Consider the following 20,170-nt stretch of genomic DNA (forward strand, 5'->3'; position numbering starts at 1 on the left):
TCAGTTCCAGGCGTGGCGCGCGGGCTTCACGCCGTTGAGCACGAAATTGCCGATCAGGTGGTACTTCCAGCGGGCCGGGTCGTGCAGGGTGTGGGTGCGTGCGTTGCGCCAGAAGCGGTCAAGGTTGTGTTTGCCGGTGACCGAGCGGGTGCCGGCCAGTTCGAAGAGCTTGCTGCTGGCGAGCAAGGCGGTTTCGGCCGACAGCACTTTGGCCTGGGCAACCACCAGCGAGGCGTGGGCGACGGTGTCTTCGCTGGGCTCGGCGAGGGCACGGTCCACCGCCAGGCCGGCCTTGGCGAGAATGGCTTCGGTGCCGTGCACACGCCATTCCAGATCGCCGATGGCAGCGATGGTGAACGGGTCCTGCCAGCCGTGCTCCTGCTGGCTGTCGATCCAGGGTCGCGCCTGGCGCGCATAGATCTTGGCTTGTTCAAGGGCGCCCAGGGCGATGCCAGTGTCGACCGCTGCCTGGATGATCTGTGAAATCGGGCCGTTGGCGGTGGGTTGGTCGAAGGCATGGTGAGCGGGGATCACCGCGCTGAGGGGCACGGTTACGCCATCGAGGGTCACGCCGCCGCTGGCGGTGGTGCGCTGACCGAAGCCGTCCCAGCTGTCGATCACACTCAGGCCTTGGGCATCGCGCTCGACAAAGGCGATGAACGCCTGGTCTTTTTCGTTATTGCCGACGGTGGGCACGATATGGGCGAACAACGCGCCGGTGCAGTAGAACTTCTCGCCGTTGATTTGCGCGCTGTCGCCGTGGAAGCGGATCTGAGTGTCGAAGGTGCCGGCGTTCTTGCTCTTGGCTTCGGAGAAGGCATTGCCGAAGCGATAGCCTTGGAGGACTTTGCCGAAGTAATACTGCTTTTGTGCCTCCGTGGCCGTCTGCAGCAGAATGTCGACGACACCGAGGTGGTTCTGCGGAATCTGCCCCAGGGACGGGTCGGCGGCGGAGATCAGTTTGATCACCTCGGCCACTGTCACATACGACACCTCGGCACCGCCATAAGCCTTGGGAATGGTGATGCCCCACAAGCCGCTGGCCGAGAACTCGTCGAGTTCGGCCACCGGCAGGCGACGCTCACGGTCGCGCTCGCTGGCGTCGACGGCAAACCGTGCAGCCAGGCGCGTGGCGACCTCGATGGCTTGCGCGTCAGAGCGGATGATATGGGCAGGGTATTGAGGGTGGGCTGACATGGGCCGACTCCAGGCTCCGAGGGGATACTGGAGTGATTGCAGGAGTCGTGCCTGAATGTAATCGCCAATAAAATCAGCGATTTGCCGGTAATTCAGTGCAACAGAGCGCGTTTCAAACCAGCAAAGTGTCCATCCACTGTTGCCGGGCGAACAGTTAGATCACCACGTTGCGCACAAACCGCACAGATACCTCGCCGTCATTGCGATAGCCATGCACGTGACGGCTGGCGAACATATAAAACTCGCCTGCGGCGACGTGCTTTTCTTCCTCGCCCACCAGCAGGGTGAGGCAGCCTTCGAACACGAACAGTTGCACGCTCCAGCCATCCGGGTCGGGATCGGGGCTGTAGCGATCGCCCGGCTCCAGTTGCATCTCCCACAACTCGACCTCACGCCGCGCCGTGGCCTTGGCCAGCAACACCGCCTTGCTGCCGGGGATTTCACCGGCCCAGGCCAGCTCATTGATGCGGCTGTGGTCGGGGGCATCCGGCGCCTGGATCAGGTCGCTGAAGGCCACGTCCAACGCTTCGGCCACACGGTCGAGGGTGGACAGGCTGACGTTCTTCTCCCCCGCCTCAATGGCCACCAGCATGCGCCGGCTGACCCCGGACTTTTCCGAAAGCGCGGTCTGGCTCAAGTCGGCCGCATGGCGCAGGCGACGAACGTTCTGGCTGACGTGCTGCAGGACCGAGGCCCGTTGTGGATTTTCTTTGTGCACTATATTGCTCAATGGGTGGGTGTGCGCAGTATACTGCCCAGCGTGCGGCGCATTGTGCGGTCCGTACCTTTCCCTTGCAAGACCGAGCCGCCATGACCACCCCGAACTCCCCTTCGCGTTTCAACCGTTTCAGTAAAGCCGAATGCATCCTGATAGTGATCACCATGATCTGGGGCGGCACCTTTTTGCTGGTGCAGCACGCGATGACCGTCAGCGGGCCGATGTTTTTCGTCGGGCTACGGTTTGCGGCGGCGGCGATTGTGGTCGGCGTCTTTTCCTTACGCACGTTGCGTGACCTGACGCTGTTCGAGTTGAAGGCCGGAGTATTTATCGGCGTGGCGATCATGTTTGGCTACGGGCTGCAAACCATTGGCTTGCAGACGATCTTGAGCAGCCAATCGGCGTTTATCACGGCTTTGTATGTACCGTTCGTTCCGTTGCTGCAATGGCTGGTGCTGGGGCGCCGTCCGGGCTTGATGCCGAGCATTGGCATCATGCTGGCGTTTACCGGCTTGATGCTGTTGACCGGGCCTGCGGGCGCGTCACTGAATTTCAGCCCGGGTGAAATCGCCACGTTGATTGGCGCGGTCGCGATTGCGGCGGAGATTATTTTGATCAGTGCATTTGCCGGGCAGGTGGATGTACGCCGGGTGACCGTGGTGCAACTGGCCACGGCGTCGTTGTTGTCGTTCCTGATGGTGGTGCCGATGGGTGAGGCGCTGCCGGGGTTTTCATGGTTGCTGCTGTTCAGTGCAGTCGGCCTGGGCTTGACCAGTGCGGTGATCCAAGTGGCGATGAACTGGGCGCAGCAAAGTGTTTCGCCCACCCGAGCCACCTTGATTTATGCCGGTGAGCCGGTGTGGGCTGGCGTGGTGGGGCGGATCGCCGGGGAACGCTTCCCGCCGATTGCGATGCTGGGCGCGGTGTTGATTGTGGCGGCGGTGATTGTCAGTGAGATGAAGACCAAGGCCCAGAAGGCAGCCGCATCCACAGGTAGGAGCGAGCTTGCTCGCGAAGAACCTGAGAACACTGTGTGAATCCAGGAGGCCCGCGTTACCGTTGACGATTTTCGCGAGCAAGCTCGCTCCTACAAGGGTTTTCAGCTTAGCTTGTAGGATCCTGCCACATCTTGCCGTTTGGTGATCGAGAAAGCGGCACGTATGATGCATCCCAAACTCCCGCAGATTAGAAGCCTATGTCCCTGATAGTTCTACTGCTTCTGCCGTTCGCTGGCAGCTGTCTGGCGGCCTTGCTGCCGCACAATGCACGTAACACCGAATCCCTGCTGGCCGGCCTTGTGGCCCTGGTCGGCACTATTCAAGTCGCCCTGCTCTACCCCCAGATCGCCCACGGTGGCGTGATCCGCGAAGAATTCATGTGGTTGCCCAGCCTTGGGCTGAACTTCGTGTTGCGCATGGACGGGTTTGCCTGGCTGTTCTCGATGCTGGTGCTGGGCATCGGCACGCTGGTGTCGTTGTATGCGCGCTATTACATGTCGCCGGACGACCCGGTGCCGCGCTTCTTTGCGTTTTTCCTGGCGTTCATGGGCGCCATGCTCGGGCTGGTGATCTCCGGCAACCTGGTCCAGATCGTGTTCTTCTGGGAACTGACCAGCCTGTTCTCGTTCCTGCTGATCGGCTACTGGCACCACCGCGCCGATGCACGGCGTGGCGCCTATATGGCGTTGATGGTGACCGGTGCGGGCGGCTTGTGCCTGCTGGCGGGCGTGATGCTGCTGGGGCATATCGTCGGCAGCTATGACCTCGACCAGGTGCTGGCAGCGGGCGATCAGATTCGCGCGCACGCGCTGTACCCGGTCATGCTGGCCCTGGTGCTGATCGGCGCCTTGAGCAAAAGCGCGCAGTTCCCCTTCCACTTCTGGCTGCCCCACGCGATGGCGGCGCCCACGCCGGTGTCGGCGTACCTGCATTCGGCGACGATGGTGAAGGCCGGCGTGTTCCTGCTGGCCCGCCTGTGGCCGTCGCTGTCCGGTAGCGAAGAATGGTTCTGGATCGTCGGCGGTGCCGGCGCTCTCACCCTCCTACTCGGCGCTTACTGCGCCATGTTCCAGAATGATCTCAAGGGCCTGCTGGCCTACTCCACCATCAGCCACCTCGGGCTGATCACCTTGCTGCTGGGGCTCAACAGCCCGCTGGCTGCCGTCGCAGCCGTGTTCCATATCCTTAACCACGCCACGTTCAAGGCCTCGCTGTTCATGGCGGCGGGCATCATCGACCACGAAAGCGGCACGCGGGATATCCGCAAGCTCAGCGGGCTGGTGCGGTTGATCCCCTTTACGGCGACCCTGGCGATGGTGGCCAGTGCGTCCATGGCGGGCGTGCCGTTGCTCAACGGGTTCCTGTCCAAAGAGATGTTCTTCGCCGAAACCGTGTTCATCACCTCGACCGCTTGGGTGGAGTTTGCCCTGCCGTTGATCGCGACCATTGCCGGTACGTTCAGCGTGGCCTACGCGCTGCGTTTCACGGTCGATGTGTTCTTCGGCCCTACGGCGACCAACCTGCCGCACACCCCGCATGAACCGCCGCGCTGGATGCGCGCACCGGTTGAACTGCTGGTGTTCACCTGCCTGTTGGTGGGGATTTTCCCGGCCCAGGTGGTGGGTTCGATCCTCGCCGCTGCCGCCCTGCCAGTGGTCGGCGGTGTGCTGCCGGAGTACAGCCTGGCGATCTGGCACGGCTGGAACGCGCCGATGATCATGAGCCTGGTGGCCATGTCCGGCGGCGTGGTGCTCTATCTGCTGCTGCGCAAGCAACTCAAGCGTGGCCGCTTCAAATACCCGCCCATCATCAGCTACTTCAACGGCAAGCGCGGCTTCGAGCGCAGCCTGGTGGTGATGATGCGCGGTGTGCGCAAGATCGAGAAACGCATCAGCACCAAGCGTCTGCAGACCCAGTTGTTCCTGCTGGTGCTGGTGGCGGTGATCGGCGGCATGATCCCGATGCTCAACAGCGGCCTCAGTTGGGGCGACCGGCCGAAGATCCCGGGTTCCATTGTGTTCGTGACCCTGTGGCTGCTGGCGATTGCCTGTGCCCTCGGCGCTGCCTGGCAAGCCAAGTACCACCGGTTGGCAGCCCTGACCATGGTCAGCGTGTGCGGCCTGATGACCTGCGTGACCTTCGTGTGGTTCTCAGCGCCGGACCTGGCGCTGACCCAACTGGTGGTCGAAGTGGTGACCACGGTGCTGATCCTGCTCGGCCTGCGCTGGTTGCCACGGCGGATCGAGGAAGTGTCGCCACTGCCGAGTTCGCTGCGCAAGGCGCGCATTCGCCGTCTGCGCGACTTCCTGTTGTCCACCGTGGTAGGTGGCGGCATGGCGCTGCTGTCCTACGCGATGCTGACCCGCCAGACGCCCAACGATATTTCCTCGTTCTACTTAAGCCGCGCCCTGCCCGAAGGCGGCGGCAGCAATGTGGTGAACGTGATGCTGGTGGACTTCCGGGGCTTCGATACCTTGGGTGAAATCACCGTGCTTGGCGCCGTGGCGCTGACCGTGTACGCGCTGCTGCGGCGCTTCCGTCCATCCAAGGAAAGCATGCAACTGCCCGCACAACAGCGCCAGTTGGCGCCGGACGTGGCCACCGACCTGGTCAACCCGCGCCAGGCCAGCGACACCGCCCTGGGCTTCATGATGGTGCCGGCGGTGCTGGTGCGCCTGCTGCTGCCGATAGCGCTGGTAGTGTCGTTCTACCTGTTCATGCGCGGCCACAACCAACCGGGCGGCGGCTTTGTCGCCGGGCTGGTGATGTCGGTGGCGTTTATCCTGCAATACATGGTCGCCGGCACGCAGTGGGTCGAAGCGCAGATGAGCCTGCGACCGATGCGCTGGATGGGCTTTGGCCTGTTCTCAGCGACGCTGACCGGCCTCGGTGCATTGTTTGCCGGGTATCCGTTCCTCACCACCCACACCTGGCATTTCAGCCTGCCGCTGCTCGGCGACATCCATATCGCCAGCGCCTTGTTCTTCGACGTCGGCGTGTACGCCATGGTCGTCGGCTCGACGCTACTGATGCTCACCGCCCTCGGTCACCAGTCCGTGCGGGCCCACAAACCGAGCAACCAGGCCAAAGTGGTTGCCGCAACGGAAGGAGCCGCCTGATGGAAGAAGTCATCGCAATTGCCATTGGGGTCCTGGCGGCCTCCGGCGTCTGGCTGATCCTGCGGCCACGGACATTCCAGGTGGTGATGGGCCTGTGCCTGCTGTCGTACGGGGTCAACCTGTTCATTTTCAGCATGGGCAGCCTGTTTATCGGCAAGGAGCCGATCATCAAGGACGGCGTGCCGCAAGACTTGCTCAACTACACCGATCCCCTGCCCCAGGCGCTGGTGCTCACGGCCATTGTGATCAGCTTCGCCATGACCGCCTTGTTCCTGGTAGTGCTGCTGGCCTCCCGCGGCCTGACCGGTACGGACCATGTGGACGGCCGGGAGCCCAAGGAATGACGTGGATGAATCAAATGATCGTCGCGCCGATCCTGTTGCCGTTGCTGACGGCCGCATTGATGCTGATGCTCGGCGAGAAGCACCGCCCGCTGAAGGCGCGCATCAACCTGTTCTCCAGCATCATCGGCCTGGGCATCGCTATTTTGCTGCTGTACTGGACGCAAAAAGGCGGCCCTGGCTCGATCGGCGTGTACCTGCCGGGCAACTGGCAAGTTCCGTTTGGCATCGTGTTGGTGGTGGATCAGTTGTCGGCGCTGATGCTGGTGCTCACCGGCATCATCGGCGTGAGCGCGTTGCTGTTCGCCATGGCCCGCTGGGACCGCGCGGGCACCAGTTTCCATGCGTTGTTCCAGGTGCAGATGATGGGGTTGTACGGGGCCTTTCTCACCGCCGACCTGTTCAACCTGTTCGTGTTCTTCGAGGTGCTGCTGGCGGCGTCCTATGGCTTGATGCTGCACGGTTCCGGGCGTGCGCGGGTGTCCTCGGGGCTGCATTACATCGCGATCAACCTGCTGGCCTCGTCACTGTTCCTGATTGGCGCGGCGATGATCTACGGTGTTACCGGCACGCTGAACTTCGCCGACTTGGCGCTGAAAATCCCGCTGGTGCCCGAGGCGGATCGCGGCCTGTTGCACGCCGGTGCGGCCATCCTCGCGACGGCATTCCTGGCCAAGGCCGGCATGTGGCCACTGAACTTCTGGCTGGCGCCCGCCTATTCCTCGGCCAGTGCGCCGGTGGCGGCGATGTTTGCGATCATGACCAAGGTCGGCGTGTACACCGTGCTGCGCCTGTGGACCCTGCTGTTTTCCGGCCAGGCCGGTGCCTCGGCGCTGTTTGGCGGTGACTGGCTGGTATACGGCGGCATGGCGACCATCATCTGCGCGGCGCTGGCGATGGTGGCGGCGCAGCGGCTGGAGCGCATGGCCAGCTTGAGCATCCTGGTGTCGGCCGGGATCTTGCTGTCTGCCGTTGGTTTCGCTCAGCCAAGCCTGACGGCGGGGGCGCTGTTTTATCTGGTCAGCTCGACGCTGGCATTGAGCGCACTGTTCCTGCTGGCCGAGTTGATCGAGCGTTCGCGCTCGGCCAACGACCTGCCGCTGGATGAAGAGATCGATGCGCTGCCCAAGGCCATGGAGTCCCTGCATCCGCGCCCGGGCGTCAACCTCGATGACGAGCAGAAAGCCGTGGTCGGCCAGGTGATTCCCTGGACCATGGCCTTCCTGGGCCTGAGCTTTATCGCCTGCGCCCTGCTGATCATCGGCATGCCGCCGCTTTCCGGGTTTATCGGCAAGCTCAGCCTGTTGAGTGCACTGGTCAATCCGCTGGGCCTGGGCGTCAGCGTTGACGCGCCGATCCGCCCGGCGGCCTGGGGCTTGGTGGCGTTGCTGATTCTTTCCGGCCTGGCCTCGTTGATCGCCTTCGCGCGCCTGGGCATCCAGCGCTTCTGGACCCCGGAAGAGCGTCCATCGCCACTGCTGCGTCGCTACGAGTGCCTGCCGATCTTCTTCCTGCTCGGCCTGAGCATCCTGCTGACCTTCAAGGCCGAGCCGCTGATGCGCTACACCCAGGACACGGCTGTCAGCCTGAACAACCCGGAGCACTATGTTATGGCGGTGATGGCGACGCGACCGGTGCCGAGCCCTGAAGCCAAAGCCGCCGCGCTGGAGGTGCAGCCATGAAACGCCTGTTACCTGCCCCGTGGTTGTCGCTGGCGTTGTGGCTGTTGTGGCTGGTGCTGAACCTGTCGGTAAGCCCCGGCAACCTGCTGCTGGGTGCGCTGCTGGGCTTTCTGGCACCACTGATGATGGCGCCGCTGCGGCCCCTGCCAATCCGCATTCGCCGCCCTGGGGTGATCATTCGCCTGTTTTTCCTGGTAGGCCGCGATGTGATCATCTCCAACCTGCAAGTGGCCTGGGGCGTGCTGATGTGCGGCTCCCGCCCGCCGCGTTCGCGCTTTATCAAGATCCCCCTGGACCTGCGCGACGCCAACGGCCTGGCTGCGCTGTCGATGATCACCACGGTGGTGCCCGGCACCATCTGGTCGGAACTGGCACTGGACCGAAGCATCCTGCTCTTGCACGTGTTTGATCTGGAGGACGAAGCGCCCTTCATCGAGCACTTCAAGTCCACCTACGAACGGCCCCTGATGGAGATCTTCGAATGAGCGCCCTGCTCTCCAATGCGATCCTGTTCAGCCTGTTCCTGTTCTCGCTGGCGATGGTGCTGACCCTGGTCCGCCTGTTCAAAGGCCCGTCCGCGCAAGACCGGGTACTGGCGCTGGACTACCTGTACATCCTGGCGATGCTGATGATGCTGGTGCTGGGCATTCGCTATGCCAGTGACACCTACTTTGAAGCGGCGCTGCTGATCGCGCTGTTCGGCTTCGTGGGCTCGTTTGCCCTGGCCAAATTCCTGCTGCGTGGGGAGGTGATTGAATGATGCCGTTATGGATGGAAATCGTCGTCGCGGTACTGCTGGTGCTCAGCAGCGTGTTTGCATTGATTGGCGCGATCGGCTTGCTGCGCATGAAGGACTTCTTCCAGCGCATGCACCCGCCGGCATTGGCGTCGACGTTGGGGGCGTGGTGTGTGGCGTTGGCGTCGATCATCTACTTTTCGGTGCTCAAATCCGGGCCGGTGTTGCACGGGTGGTTGATACCGATCTTGCTGTCGATCACGGTGCCGGTGACCACGTTGCTACTGGCGCGCACTGCACTGTTCCGCAAGCGCATGGCCGGTGATGACGTACCGGCCGAAGTCAGCAGCCGCCGCTGATTCATCAAGCGAACACAGTAAAAAAGGTGGGAGCGGGCTTGCTCGCGAATGCGGTTTTTCAGTCAGCACATCAGCGACTGACCCACCGCATTCGCGAGCAAGCCCGCTCCCACATTTGGTTTTGCATTAGACAAATGATCTGATATGCGCCGCCAACTCCGCTAGCTCGGCATCATCCGCCCGCACAAAATCGTGGGACGAGATATAACCCTCATAGGCTTCGAAGAACTTCTCCACCTTGGAGCTGATAGGCTTGAAGGTACTGTCCCCGCCCGTCCCATGCATGGGAAACAACTTCGCATGCAGGTGATCCACACCATAGCCTTCCAGCATCATCCCCGTACGGGCCACATCCGGAAACGCCCGGTCGATCTGCAACGCGGTCTTCTTCGCCGCTATCGCAAGCCCGGCCAACACCTCATCCGACTGCGCAAACGCATAGCTGCCGTAGTGCTGCTTGGGGATTACCACGCTGAAACCCGGTGTATTGGGAAAGATCGAAAGAAACGCCATATGCTGGTCGTCTTCCCACAGAATGTGCGCTGGGGAGGTCTTTTGAACAATGCTGCAGAAGATACAATCCATTTGAATCACCGCTGGTTTCATCGTGGGTTTGGTCGTGTCGACCATCTAAAGCCAGGCTGCGGCGGACGTCAAAACAAATGGCAACTTTCCGAAATGTCCCAGGACGTATGCGATGAGTAAAACCTACACCCCTGCCACCGCCGCCGCCGACGTCGAAACCACGCTCGCCTGGCTTGGCGGGCGCTGGAAGCTGATCATTCTGTTCCACCTGTTCGGCGGCCAGGTGCAGCGTTATTCCGACCTTGAGCGACTGATCCCGGATATCTCGCAGAAGATGCTCGCCCAGCAATTGCGCCAGCTCGAAGCCGATGGCCTGGTACAGCGCACGGTCTACCCAGTGGTGCCGCCCAAGGTGGAATACCGTATGACCGAGTGGGGGCAGAGCCTGTGCCCGGTACTGGATGGCCTGCTCAAATGGCAGGCCGCCAAACCGACGATTTAGACCGTAGGGACGGTGCCGCCGTCGATCACGTACTCGGTGCCGCTGATCGACGCGGCGCGGGGCGAGACCAGGAAGGCGATCAAGTCAGCCACCTCCTGGGGCTTGGCCGGCCGTCCAAGCGGGATACCGCCGAGCGCCTGCATGATGATCTGCTTGCCCCCCGCGTAATCCGTTCCCGCCTGCTCCGCCAGGCGCTCCGCCAGTGCCACCGCCGCGTCCGTCTCCACCCAGCCCGGCGAAACCCGCACCACCCGAATACCCTTGGGCGTGACTTCTTTCGACAGGCTCTTGCTGTAGGTCGCCAACGCTGCCTTTGCAGCGGCATACGCCGTGGTCGACTCCGGCAACGGCAACTCCCGCTGGATCGATGTGACATGAATAATCACCCCGGCGCCGCGCGCGAGCATCCCGGGCAGGAGCGCCCGATCCACCCGCACTGCCGCCATCAGGTTCTGACCCAGGGCATTCGCCCACTGCTCATCATCGAGCACCGCAAAACCACCGCCGGGTGCGCTTGAGCCGCCGAGCACATTGACGATGATATCGACACCGCCAAGCCGAGCCTTCACCGCCTCAGTAGCACTCACACAACCGGCGGCAGTGCCTAGGTCGGCAGCGATGAAATGCACGCCTTCGGGCGTCGAATCCGCCGCCGAACGCGCGACCGAAATCACCTGGGCGCCTTGTTCACGCAACACCGCCACCACGGCGGCGCCGATACCTTTGGTGCCACCGGTGACCAGCGCACGAAGGCCTTTTAGTCCGAGATCAAAGCTCATGGAACCTACTCCTGGATAAACGAAGACCGCAGGATAGGAACCGGGCGGACAGCCCACAAGAACGCACGAAAAGGTAATGGGCTAACCCAAAAGTGAGTGTCTGGATTCAGGGGGCCTCGTAACACACCCAACTGTAGGAGCCGGCTTGCCGGCTCCACAGGGGTAACGGGGGCTCGCCCTTACAGGATCGGCGCGCCAAATCTGTTCAGGCGTGGCATCCAGTGATCCAGGATCTGCGCCGACGCCAGTACATGATGCGCCCGCCCGATCAACAGCCGGCGTGGCACAACGCCGATATACCGTGAGTCATCGCTGTTATCACGGTTGTCCCCCAGCATGAAGTAACTGTCGGCCGGCACCACCACCGGCCCGAAATTGCGCATTGCCCGCACCGTCGGCATGAACTGCACCGTGCGCTGACGGTTGGCCGCCCGTTCGTTCAGCTTGATTCCTGGCACCGCATGGCCGGGCAGGATGGGTTCGCTGATGTCCTGCGCGTCACTGTAGGTGGCAGGCTCGCCGTTGACCCACAACACCTCATCTTTCATTTCCAGGGTATCACCGGGAATGCCGACGATGCGCTTGATCAGGCGCATGCCGTCCTTGGGCGATGAAAACGTCACCACATCGCCACGTTGGGGGTTATCGAGCTTGGCCAGGGAAATGTCCGTGAGCGGCAGCTTGAGGTCGTAGGCCACCCGGTTCACCAACACCACATCACCCTCCAGCAAGGTCGGGCGCATGGAGCCAGAGGGAATGGGGTTCCAGTCGGCCAGGGACGTACGGAAAACGCCGAAGCACATCCAGAAAATGATTGCGTAACGGTAACGGATCAACCAACTTCGCATACATCCTCGCACGGCAGAAAGGGGCATCAGGACTGTGTCTAGACGCCCGGTTGTTGCACGCGAGGATTAAATTAGTATTAGCGTCCACGCGCACTAAAAGGAGTTTTCGCCATGGATAACCAATGTTCGGTCTTCATCGCAGCCAGCATCGACGGCTTTATTGCCCGCCCGGACGGTGATATCGAGTGGTTGCACCGACCAGAGTACGAAACCGCCGAGTTGAACGGCGTGACCTATGAACGCTTCATCGCCACGGTCGATGCACTGGTAATGGGTCGCAAAACCCTGGAGAAAATCTTGTCCTTCCCCGAGTGGCCCTACGAGGGCACGCCCGTCATTGCGCTGTCCCACCAGCCTCTGCTGATCCCTGCGCACCTGGAGGGCAAGGTCGAGGTCATGGCAGGAGACGTCACCTCACTCGTGGCTACGTTAGCCGAGCGCGGCATGAAGCACCTCTATATCGACGGAGGCGAGACCATCCAGGCGTTTCTTGAAGCGGGCCTGATCGATGAGCTGATCATTACGCGTATCCCGGTTTTACTCGGGCAAGGCGTGCCACTGTTCAGCCAGATTGGCAGTGAGCGGCAGCTGCACCATGTAGGCACCTACGTGTCGGACAATGGTTTTGTGCAGAGTCGATATCAAGTGACGGCAGGCGCTCACGCCGCGCAATAATGGACTTCTCTGAAGGAACAGACCATGTACCCACCCCTCGCATTGGTCGCAGGCATAGGAAGCCGTAACCGCTCCATCGGCAAAGCCGGCGGGTTGTTGCGAATGGTGCCGGATGATTTTTACGTGAGGCGTGGATCAGCAACTGAATGAAGCGGGCACAGTGGATCGAGTGAGCCGTTAAAACGGTGTGCAAAAAAAAGCCCCGAACCAGTCGGGGCGTTTTTCATTCAGCGTTTACCAATCAAGCCTGATCAGCCAACCGCCACGTCGTCCCACCTTTCCCGTCTTCCAACACCACGCCCATGGCGGTGAGTTGGTCGCGGAGTCGGTCGGATTCCGCCCAGTCCTTGTTGGCACGAGCAGTCAAACGCGCCTGGATCAGCGCGTCCACTTGCGCCGCATCCACACGCCCTTCGGCGCCGGCTTGCAGGAAATCTTCAGGCTTCATTTGCAGAACCCCCAGCACGCTGGCCAGTTCTTTCAGGCGCGCCGCCAGGCCCGCCGCTGCGTCGAGATCGCTCTCACGCAAACGGTTGATCTCGCGCACCATCTCGAACAGCACCGCGCAGGCTTCCGGTGTACCAAAGTCGTCGTTCATGACTTCGGTAAACCGTGCGACGAAGGCTTCGCCACCGGCTGGAGCCACGGCGGGCAAGCCTTTCAACGCGTGGTAGAAACGCTCCAGGGCGCCCTTGGCGTCCTTGAGGTTGTCTTCCGAGTAGTTGATGGCGCTGCGGTAGTGGCTCGACACCAGCAGGTAACGCACCACTTCCGGATGGTACTTTGCCAGCACGTCGCGAATGGTGAAGAAGTTGTTCAAGGACTTGGACATCTTCTCGCCATTGATGCGGATCATGCCGCAGTGCATCCAGGCGTTGGCGTAAGTCTTGCCGGTGGCGGCTTCGCTTTGGGCGATTTCGTTTTCGTGGTGCGGGAACTCTAGGTCGCTGCCGCCGCCATGAATATCGAAAGTCTCGCCCAGGCAGCAGGTGGACATCACCGAGCATTCGATATGCCAGCCCGGACGCCCGGCGCCCCACGGCGATTCCCAGCTTGGCTCGCCGGGCTTGGTGCCTTTCCACAGCACGAAGTCGAGCGGGTCCTGCTTGGCTTCGTCGACTTCAATACGTGCGCCGATGCGCAGGTCTTCGATTTTCTTGCGCGACAGCTTGCCGTAGCCCATGAACTTGGCGACGCGGTAGTACACGTCGCCATTGCCTGGGGCGTAGGCGTAGCCCTTGTCGATCAGGGTCTGGATCATCGCGTGCATGCCCGGAATGTGGTCCGTGGCACGCGGTTCCATGTCCGGCTTGAGGATGTTGAGGCGGGCCTCGTCCTCGTGCATCGCGGCGATCATGCGCTCGGTCAGCGCGTCGAACGACTCGCCGTTTTCATTGGCGCGGTTGATGATCTTGTCGTCGATGTCGGTGATGTTGCGCACATAGGTCAAGTCATAGCCGCTGAAACGCAACCAGCGGGTCACCAGGTCGAAGGCAACCATGCTGCGGCCGTGGCCGATGTGGCAGTAGTCGTACACGGTCATGCCGCACACGTACATGCGCACCTTGTTGCCATCCAGCGGCTTGAAGACTTCTTTGGTCTTGCTGAGTGTGTTGTAGATCGTTAGCACAACGGCTTCCTTAGAGAATCACTGGCCCCACGAATCACGCAAGGTCACGGTACGGTTGAATACCGGCTGACCTGGTTTCGAGTCCTTGATATCCGCGCAGAAGTAACCTTCGCGCTCGAACTGGAAACGGTCTTCCGGCTGTGCGTCGCCAAGCGATGGCTCGGCACGACAACCAGTGAGTACTTGCAGGGAGTCAGGGTTGATGTTGTCGAGGAAACTGGCGCTGTCTTCGGCCTTTTCAGGGTTCGGCGAGCGGAACAGGCGATCGTACAAACGCACTTCGCACTCGATGCTGGCCGCGGCTGGCACCCAGTGGATCACGCCCTTGACCTTGCGGCCTTCAGGGTTCTTGCCCAGCGTTTCCGGGTCGTAGGAGCAACGCAGTTCGACGATGTTGCCATCGGCGTCCTTGATCGCTTCGTCGGCACGGATCACGTAGCTGCCGCGCAGGCGCACTTCGCCGTTCGGCTCCAGGCGCTTGTAGCCCTTTGGCGGCTCTTCCATGAAGTCATCGCGGTCGATGTAGATTTCACGGGCGAACGGCAGCTTGCGCACGCCGAGTTCTTCTTTCTGCGGATGACGCGGCAACTCGAGGTTGTCGACCTTGTCTTCCGGGTAGTTGGTGATCACGACCTTCAACGGACGCAGCACGCACATGGCGCGCGGAGCGTTTGCGTCCAGGTCCTGGCGGATGCTGAATTCGAGCATGCCGAAGTCGACCACGCCGTCGGAACGGTTGGTGCCGACCATGTCGCAGAAATTGCGGATCGACGCCGGTGTGTAGCCACGACGGCGGAAGCCCGACAGCGTGGACATGCGCGGGTCGTCCCAACCGTGTACGTGCTTTTCATCGACCAGTTGCTTGAGCTTGCGCTTGCTGGTGATGGTGTAGTTCAGGTTCAGGCGGCTGAACTCGTACTGGCGCGGGTGCGCCGGCACTGGCAGGCTGTCCAGGAACCATTCGTACAGCGGGCGATGGCTTTCGAACTCCAGGGTGCAGATGGAGTGGGTGATGCCTTCGATGGCGTCGGACTGACCGTGGGTGAAGTCGTAGTTCGGGTAGATGCACCACTTGTCGCCCGTCTGGTGGTGATGGGCGTGGCGGATGCGATACATGATCGGATCGCGCAGGTTCATGTTCGGCGAGGCCATGTCGATCTTGGCACGCAGCACGCGGGCGCCGTCCGGGAACTCACCGGCGCGCATGCGGGCGAACCAATCCAGGTTCTCTTCCACCGAACGGTCGCGGAACGGGCTGTTCTTGCCCGGCTCGGTCAGGGTGCCACGGTATTCCTTGGCCTGTTCCGGGCTCAGGTCGTCGACATAGGCCTTGCCGGCCTTGATCAGTTCGACGGCCCAGTCGAACAGCTGGTCGAAGTATTTGGAGGCATAGCGCACTTCACCGGACCATTCGAAGCCCAGCCACTTGATGTCGCTTTCGATGGCGTCGATGTATTCCTGGTCTTCCTTGGCCGGGTTGGTGTCGTCGAAACGCAGGTGCGTGACGCCACCGAACTCCTGGGCCAGGCCGAAGTTCACACAGATCGACTTGGCGTGACCGATGTGCAGGTAGCCGTTGGGCTCTGGCGGGAAGCGGGTGACGATCTGCGTGTGCTTGCCCGAATCCAGGTCCGCCTGGATGATCGGGCGCAGGAAATTGACCGGGACGGCAGGTCCGGCCTTGGAATTCGAGGTAGGGTCGACAGTGGGCTTGCTCATAGGATCCTTGAACAGACAAGTACGTGGCCGGGCTAGGCCGACAAAACAAAGGCGATATCATAGCCGATGCTGTCAAGTACCTGACAGAGCGAGGCCAAAAACTGCAGCATTTATTGCATCGGCGGTAAAAAACCACCTCGAAATTCCTGCAGGGCACGCTAAACTGCGCGCCTTGGCCGCAGATTCGCCATACCGGTCGTGGTGCACAGGCACCCAAACCCACGAATTCCCTGAAAAGAGTAGTGAACATGACTCAAGTCAAACTGACCACCAACCACGGTGACATCGTCATCGAGCTGAACGCCGAGAAAGCGCCGATCACCGTCGCCAACTTCATCGAGTACGTGAACGCCGGCCACTACGAAAACACCGTTTTCCACCGTGTCATCGGCAACTTCATGATCCAGGGCGGCGGTTTCGAGCCTGGCATGAAAGAAAAGAAAGACAAGCGTCCAAGCATCCAGAACGAAGCGGACAACGGCCTTTCCAACGACAAGTACACCGTCGCCATGGCCCGTACCATGGAGCCGCATTCGGCCTCCGCGCAGTTCTTCATCAACGTCGCCGACAACGCCTTCCTGAACCACAGCGGCAAGAACGTGCAGGGTTGGGGCTACGCGGTATTCGGTAAAGTCACCGAAGGCCAGGACGTCGTCGACAAGATCAAAGGCGTGCAGACCACCAGTAAAGCCGGTCACCAGGACGTTCCGGTAGAAGACGTTATCGTCGAGAAAGCCGAGATCGTTGGGTGATATTGCTGATTTCAGATTTGCATCTGGAAGAGGAGCGCCCGGATATTACCCGGGCGTTTCTGGATCTGCTCCACACCCGCGCCCGTGGCGCCCAGGCGTTGTACATTCTGGGGGACTTCTTTGAAGCCTGGATTGGCGACGATGGGATGACACCGTTTCAGCGCTCCATTTGCGCAGCCCTGCGCGAACTGAGCGACAGCGGCACCCCGATTTTCATCATGCACGGCAACCGTGATTTCCTGATCGGCAAGGCGTTCTGCAAAGCCGCGGGTGCCACCTTGCTCAAGGACCCGAGTGTCGTGCAGCTCCATGGCGAGCCCGTGCTATTGATGCACGGCGACAGCCTCTGTACCCGCGACGTCGGCTATATGAAGCTGCGACGCATCCTGCGCAACCCGATTGTGTTGTTTATCCTGCGCCACCTTCCTTTGAGCACCCGCCATAAGCTGGCACGCAAGCTGCGCAGTGAAAGCCGGGCGCAGACGCGCATGAAAGCCAACGACATTGTGGATGTGACGCCCGAGGAAGTGCCGCGGGTGATGCAGCAGTTCGGCGTGCGCACCCTGGTCCACGGCCATACCCACCGCCCGGCCATTCACAAGTTGCAGATTGGTGACCAGGCGGCCAAGCGCATCGTGCTGGGAGATTGGGACAAGCAAGGGTGGGCATTGCAGGTGGATGAGCAAGGGTTTCAATTGGCGGCGTTTGATTTCGTCAATCCGCAGCTGGCCCTACCCGGCGCCTGATCACCCATCCCCCTGTAGGAGCCGGCCTGCCGGCGATGGCGGTGTTTCAGTTGGCACATCGGCTGACTGATAGACCGCTATCGCCGGCAAGCCGGCGCCTACAGTGATCCGGGTATCAGTGGCCGGAGGCCTCCGGCCCCGCCTTCGCGCCAAACGGCGGCTTCGCCAACCACACCAGCAACATCAACCCCATGAACATCCACCCCAGCAACGTGAAGTAGTCCACGGTGGACATCATGTACGCCTGGCTGGTGAGGATCTGATCGAGCTGCGTGTAGGCCTTCTGCCCTGCCCCGCCCAGCGCTTGCAAGGCATCGCGGGTCGCGGAGTCGTAGGTGGTCATGTTTTCGCTCATGTAAGCATGGTGCTGGTCCGCCCGGCGGATCCAGATCCAGGTGGTCAGCGACGCCGCAAAACTACCGCCCAGGGTCCGCAGAAAAGTTGCCAAACCCGCGCCGTCGGCAATCTGGTGCGGCGGCAGGTCGGACATCAGGATGCTCAGGGTCGGCATGAAGAACAGCGCCACGCCGATCCCCATGAACAGCTGCACCAGGGCGATATGCTGGAAGTCCACCTCATTGGTAAAACCTGCGCGCATGAAACAACTCAGACCAATCGCCAGGAATGCCAGGCCCGCCAACAGACGCAGGTCGAACTTGTGCGCGTACTTGCCGACAAACGGCGACATCAGCACCGGCAAGATACCAATTGGCGCCACCGCCAGCCCGGCCCAAGTGGCGGTGTAGCCCATCTGGGTCTGCAGCCATTGCGGCAGGATCAGGTTGATACCGAAGAAGCCCGCGTAGCCCAGGATCAACACAATGGTGCCGATCCGAAAGTTACGGTAAGCGAACAGCTTAAGGTTGACCACCGGGTGTTTGTCGGTGAGTTCCCAGATGATGAACACCGCCAGGGCAATCACCGAAATCGCCGCACCAATGATGATGAAGTTGGATTCGAACCAGTCCAGGTCATTGCCCTTGTCGAGGATGATCTGCAAGGCGCCGACGCCGACGATCAGGCTCAACAGCCCCACGTAGTCCATCGGTTGATGGCTGGTGACCACTGGGCGTTTCTTCAGCTGGGAACGCACCACCATCACCGCAAAAATGCCGATCGGTACGTTGATGAAGAAGATCCACGGCCAGCTGTAGCTGTCCGTAATCCAGCCGCCGAGGATCGGCCCGGCAATCGGCGCCACCACCGTAACCATCGCGAGCAACGCCAGGGCCATGCCGCGCCTCGCCGGCGGGTAGACCGCAATCAGCAGTGTCTGGGTCATCGGGTACAACGGCCCGGCCACCAGGCCTTGTATGACCCGAAAGGCGATCAGCTCGGGCATCGACGTGGAAATACCACAGAGGAACGACGCCAACACAAACAGCATGGTCGCCCATAGAAACAGCTTCACTTCGCCAAAACGGCGGCTCAACCAGCCGGTGAGCGGCAAGGCAATCGCGTTGCTCACCGCAAACGAGGTGATGACCCAGGTGCCCTGCTCCGAACTCACGCCCAGGTTGCCGGAAATGGTCGGCAACGCCACGTTGGCGATGGTGGTGTCGAGCACCTGCATGAAGGTCGCCAGCGACAGGCCAATAGTGGCCATCAACAGGCTGGGTGGCGTGAAGGAGGCGTTATTGCTCATCAGCGTTGCACAGCCTTGGGTGCGGCGAGGCTGTTGTCATGGATCAACTGGGTGATCATGGCATCCGCTTCGGCGAGTTGGCGGTCATACACGTTGGTGGTGAATGAGGCTTTCTGCGGCGCCTGCTGCGCCAGGACCGGGCCGCTCTGGTCGTGCAGGTCCACGTTGACCAGGGTACTCAAGCCCACGCGCAGCGGGTGCTTGGCCAACTCGTCAGCATTGATATGGATGCGCACCGGCACCCGTTGCACGATCTTGATCCAGTTACCGGTGGCGTTCTGCGCCGGCAGCAGGGCAAATGCGCTCCCCGTACCTGCACCCAGGCTATCGATGGTGCCGCTGAATTTCACGTCGCTGCCATAGATGTCCGACTCGATGTCCACCGGCTGGCCGATGCGCATGTCGCGCAGTTGGGTTTCCTTGAAGTTGGCGTCGATCCACAGCTGGTTCAGCGGAATCACGGCCATCAACGCGGTGCCCGGTTGCACGCGCTGCCCCAGTTGCACAGTGCGCTTGGCCACGTAGCCGGTGACCGGTGCGATCAAGGTACTGCGCGCATTGGTCAGGTAGGCCTGGCGCAATTGCGCAGCGGCGGCCTGCACGTCGGGGTGAGACGAAATCACGGTGTCATCCACCAACGCGTTGGTGGTTTTCAGTTGCTGCTCAAGGTTGGTCAGCGCGTTTTTAGCGGCGGTCAGGCTGTCACGGGCGTGGGACAGTTCTTCCTGGGAAATCGCCCCGCCCTGGGCCAGGGTTTTACGGCGGTTGAAGTTATCCTGGGCGGTTTGCACGTCGGCTTTCTGCGCATTGACCTGCGCCTTCATGCCGTCGACGTTGCTGTACAAGCCGCGCACCTGGCGCACGGTGCGGGCCAGGTTGGCCTGGGCGCTTTGCAGGCCGACGGCAGCGTCGTTCGGGTCGAAGTTGACCAGCACTTGGCCTTCGTGGACCAGGTCGCCATCGTCGGCACCGATGCTGACCACCGTGCCGGTGACCAGTGGGGTGATTTCCACCACGTTGCCATTCACATAGGCATCGTCGGTGCTTTCATTGAAGCGGCCGTAGAGTTCATACCAGCCCCACACGCCCACTACCGCCAGGATGACGATCAGCGCCAGGCCGATCAGCATCACTTTGCGTTTGCGGGGGTTGCTGTCCTTGGGTTGTTCAGTTGCGTTGGTGTTTTCGGCAGTGGCCAT

At 61.4% G+C, this 20,170-nt stretch carries 20 protein-coding genes; 11 read left to right on the forward strand and 9 right to left on the reverse strand.

Annotated features, from left to right (window positions below; genetic code table 11):
* A complete protein-coding gene (locus ACP7C6_RS01960; RefSeq protein WP_426108191.1) occupies window positions 1-1,197 on the reverse strand; it encodes an SfnB family sulfur acquisition oxidoreductase in 1,197 nt (398 codons plus the stop codon).
* 154 nt (window positions 1,198-1,351) lie between these two features.
* Window positions 1,352-1,915: a helix-turn-helix domain-containing protein gene (locus tag ACP7C6_RS01965; protein WP_028616861.1), complete on the reverse strand. Its 564-nt coding sequence runs from the start codon at window positions 1,913-1,915 to the stop codon at window positions 1,352-1,354.
* A gap of 92 nt (window positions 1,916-2,007) precedes the next feature.
* On the opposite strand from ACP7C6_RS01965, the gene ACP7C6_RS01970 reads away from it, so the two are divergent.
* The 7 genes from ACP7C6_RS01970 to ACP7C6_RS02000 all read left to right on the forward strand — a co-directional run bounded on the left by ACP7C6_RS01970 (window position 2,008) and on the right by ACP7C6_RS02000 (window position 9,150).
* Window positions 2,008-2,952, forward strand: a complete 945-nt coding sequence (locus tag ACP7C6_RS01970) for a DMT family transporter (RefSeq protein ID WP_426108192.1) — start codon at window positions 2,008-2,010, stop codon at window positions 2,950-2,952.
* A 158-nt stretch (window positions 2,953-3,110) separates the two neighbouring features.
* Window positions 3,111-6,032 carry a monovalent cation/H+ antiporter subunit A gene (locus ACP7C6_RS01975; protein WP_323986579.1) on the forward strand — a complete coding sequence of 974 codons (2,922 nt, stop codon included), beginning with the start codon at window positions 3,111-3,113 and terminating at the stop codon, window positions 6,030-6,032.
* The gene (locus ACP7C6_RS01980; protein WP_003192163.1) at window positions 6,032-6,376 is read left to right on the forward strand and encodes a Na+/H+ antiporter subunit C; all 345 of its coding nucleotides are present in this window, start codon (window positions 6,032-6,034) and stop codon (window positions 6,374-6,376) included. Before ACP7C6_RS01975 ends, ACP7C6_RS01980 begins: the two co-directional genes overlap by 1 nt.
* Window positions 6,373-8,055, forward strand: coding sequence for a monovalent cation/H+ antiporter subunit D (locus tag ACP7C6_RS01985; protein WP_308907683.1), 1,683 nt, complete (start codon window positions 6,373-6,375; stop codon window positions 8,053-8,055). Before ACP7C6_RS01980 ends, ACP7C6_RS01985 begins: the two co-directional genes overlap by 4 nt.
* On the forward strand, window positions 8,052-8,540 hold the full coding sequence (locus tag ACP7C6_RS01990; protein ID WP_028616865.1) for a Na+/H+ antiporter subunit E: 489 nt from the start codon (window positions 8,052-8,054) through the stop codon (window positions 8,538-8,540). Before ACP7C6_RS01985 ends, ACP7C6_RS01990 begins: the two co-directional genes overlap by 4 nt.
* Window positions 8,537-8,815: a K+/H+ antiporter subunit F gene (locus tag ACP7C6_RS01995; protein ID WP_003211751.1), complete on the forward strand. Its 279-nt coding sequence runs from the start codon at window positions 8,537-8,539 to the stop codon at window positions 8,813-8,815. Before ACP7C6_RS01990 ends, ACP7C6_RS01995 begins: the two co-directional genes overlap by 4 nt.
* Window positions 8,812-9,150: a Na+/H+ antiporter subunit G gene (locus ACP7C6_RS02000; RefSeq protein WP_028616866.1), complete on the forward strand. Its 339-nt coding sequence runs from the start codon at window positions 8,812-8,814 to the stop codon at window positions 9,148-9,150. Before ACP7C6_RS01995 ends, ACP7C6_RS02000 begins: the two co-directional genes overlap by 4 nt.
* Window positions 9,151-9,276: 126 nt before the next feature.
* Here ACP7C6_RS02000 and ACP7C6_RS02005 read toward each other — a convergent pair whose 3' ends face one another.
* Entirely contained in the window at window positions 9,277-9,735 is a 459-nt protein-coding gene (locus ACP7C6_RS02005) for an HIT family protein (RefSeq protein ID WP_122684094.1), read from the reverse strand.
* Window positions 9,736-9,847: 112 nt separating this feature from the next.
* On the opposite strand from ACP7C6_RS02005, the gene ACP7C6_RS02010 reads away from it, so the two are divergent.
* Window positions 9,848-10,177, forward strand: a complete 330-nt coding sequence (locus tag ACP7C6_RS02010) for a winged helix-turn-helix transcriptional regulator (protein WP_028616868.1) — start codon at window positions 9,848-9,850, stop codon at window positions 10,175-10,177.
* On the opposite strand, the gene ACP7C6_RS02015 is transcribed toward ACP7C6_RS02010, so the two are convergent.
* Both ACP7C6_RS02015 and lepB read right to left on the reverse strand, forming a co-directional pair.
* Window positions 10,174-10,956, reverse strand: a complete 783-nt coding sequence (locus ACP7C6_RS02015; protein ID WP_122683907.1) for an SDR family oxidoreductase — start codon at window positions 10,954-10,956, stop codon at window positions 10,174-10,176. The genes ACP7C6_RS02010 and ACP7C6_RS02015 overlap by 4 nt on opposite strands.
* A gap of 179 nt (window positions 10,957-11,135) precedes the next feature.
* The gene (gene lepB / locus ACP7C6_RS02020; protein WP_305381594.1) at window positions 11,136-11,804 is read right to left on the reverse strand and encodes a signal peptidase I; all 669 of its coding nucleotides are present in this window, start codon (window positions 11,802-11,804) and stop codon (window positions 11,136-11,138) included.
* Between the two features lie 111 nt (window positions 11,805-11,915).
* Between lepB and ACP7C6_RS02025 the strand changes: the two genes are divergently transcribed.
* Window positions 11,916-12,479, forward strand: a complete 564-nt coding sequence (locus ACP7C6_RS02025; RefSeq protein ID WP_068931673.1) for a dihydrofolate reductase family protein — start codon at window positions 11,916-11,918, stop codon at window positions 12,477-12,479.
* Window positions 12,480-12,720: 241 nt separating this feature from the next.
* Here the strand turns inward: ACP7C6_RS02025 and cysS are convergent, their stop codons facing one another.
* Window positions 12,721-14,109, reverse strand: coding sequence for a cysteine--tRNA ligase (gene cysS / locus ACP7C6_RS02030; RefSeq protein ID WP_078049225.1), 1,389 nt, complete (start codon window positions 14,107-14,109; stop codon window positions 12,721-12,723).
* Between the two features lie 18 nt (window positions 14,110-14,127).
* Complete coding sequence (locus ACP7C6_RS02035) at window positions 14,128-15,828, reverse strand: glutamine--tRNA ligase/YqeY domain fusion protein (RefSeq protein WP_028616873.1); 1,701 nt, start codon at window positions 15,826-15,828, stop codon at window positions 14,128-14,130.
* A gap of 248 nt (window positions 15,829-16,076) precedes the next feature.
* Here ACP7C6_RS02035 and ACP7C6_RS02040 point away from each other — a divergent pair, with 248 nt between their 5' ends.
* Together ACP7C6_RS02040 and lpxH are read left to right on the forward strand one after the other, a co-directional pair.
* Window positions 16,077-16,580, forward strand: coding sequence for a peptidylprolyl isomerase (locus tag ACP7C6_RS02040; RefSeq protein WP_122683912.1), 504 nt, complete (start codon window positions 16,077-16,079; stop codon window positions 16,578-16,580).
* On the forward strand, window positions 16,577-17,326 hold the full coding sequence (gene lpxH, locus ACP7C6_RS02045; protein WP_069672533.1) for a UDP-2,3-diacylglucosamine diphosphatase: 750 nt from the start codon (window positions 16,577-16,579) through the stop codon (window positions 17,324-17,326). The genes ACP7C6_RS02040 and lpxH overlap by 4 nt, the downstream gene beginning before the upstream one ends.
* Window positions 17,327-17,441: 115 nt before the next feature.
* On the opposite strand, the gene ACP7C6_RS02050 is transcribed toward lpxH, so the two are convergent.
* Both ACP7C6_RS02050 and ACP7C6_RS02055 read right to left on the reverse strand, forming a co-directional pair.
* Entirely contained in the window at window positions 17,442-18,971 is a 1,530-nt protein-coding gene (locus ACP7C6_RS02050) for a DHA2 family efflux MFS transporter permease subunit (RefSeq protein ID WP_028616875.1), read from the reverse strand.
* Window positions 18,971-20,170 carry an efflux RND transporter periplasmic adaptor subunit gene (locus tag ACP7C6_RS02055; protein WP_028616876.1) on the reverse strand — a complete coding sequence of 400 codons (1,200 nt, stop codon included), beginning with the start codon at window positions 20,168-20,170 and terminating at the stop codon, window positions 18,971-18,973. Before ACP7C6_RS02055 ends, ACP7C6_RS02050 begins: the two co-directional genes overlap by 1 nt.

The sequence above is a fragment of the Pseudomonas sp. TWR1-1-4 genome, from assembly GCF_049897165.1.
GTDB classification, from domain to species: domain Bacteria; phylum Pseudomonadota; class Gammaproteobacteria; order Pseudomonadales; family Pseudomonadaceae; genus Aquipseudomonas; species Aquipseudomonas canadensis.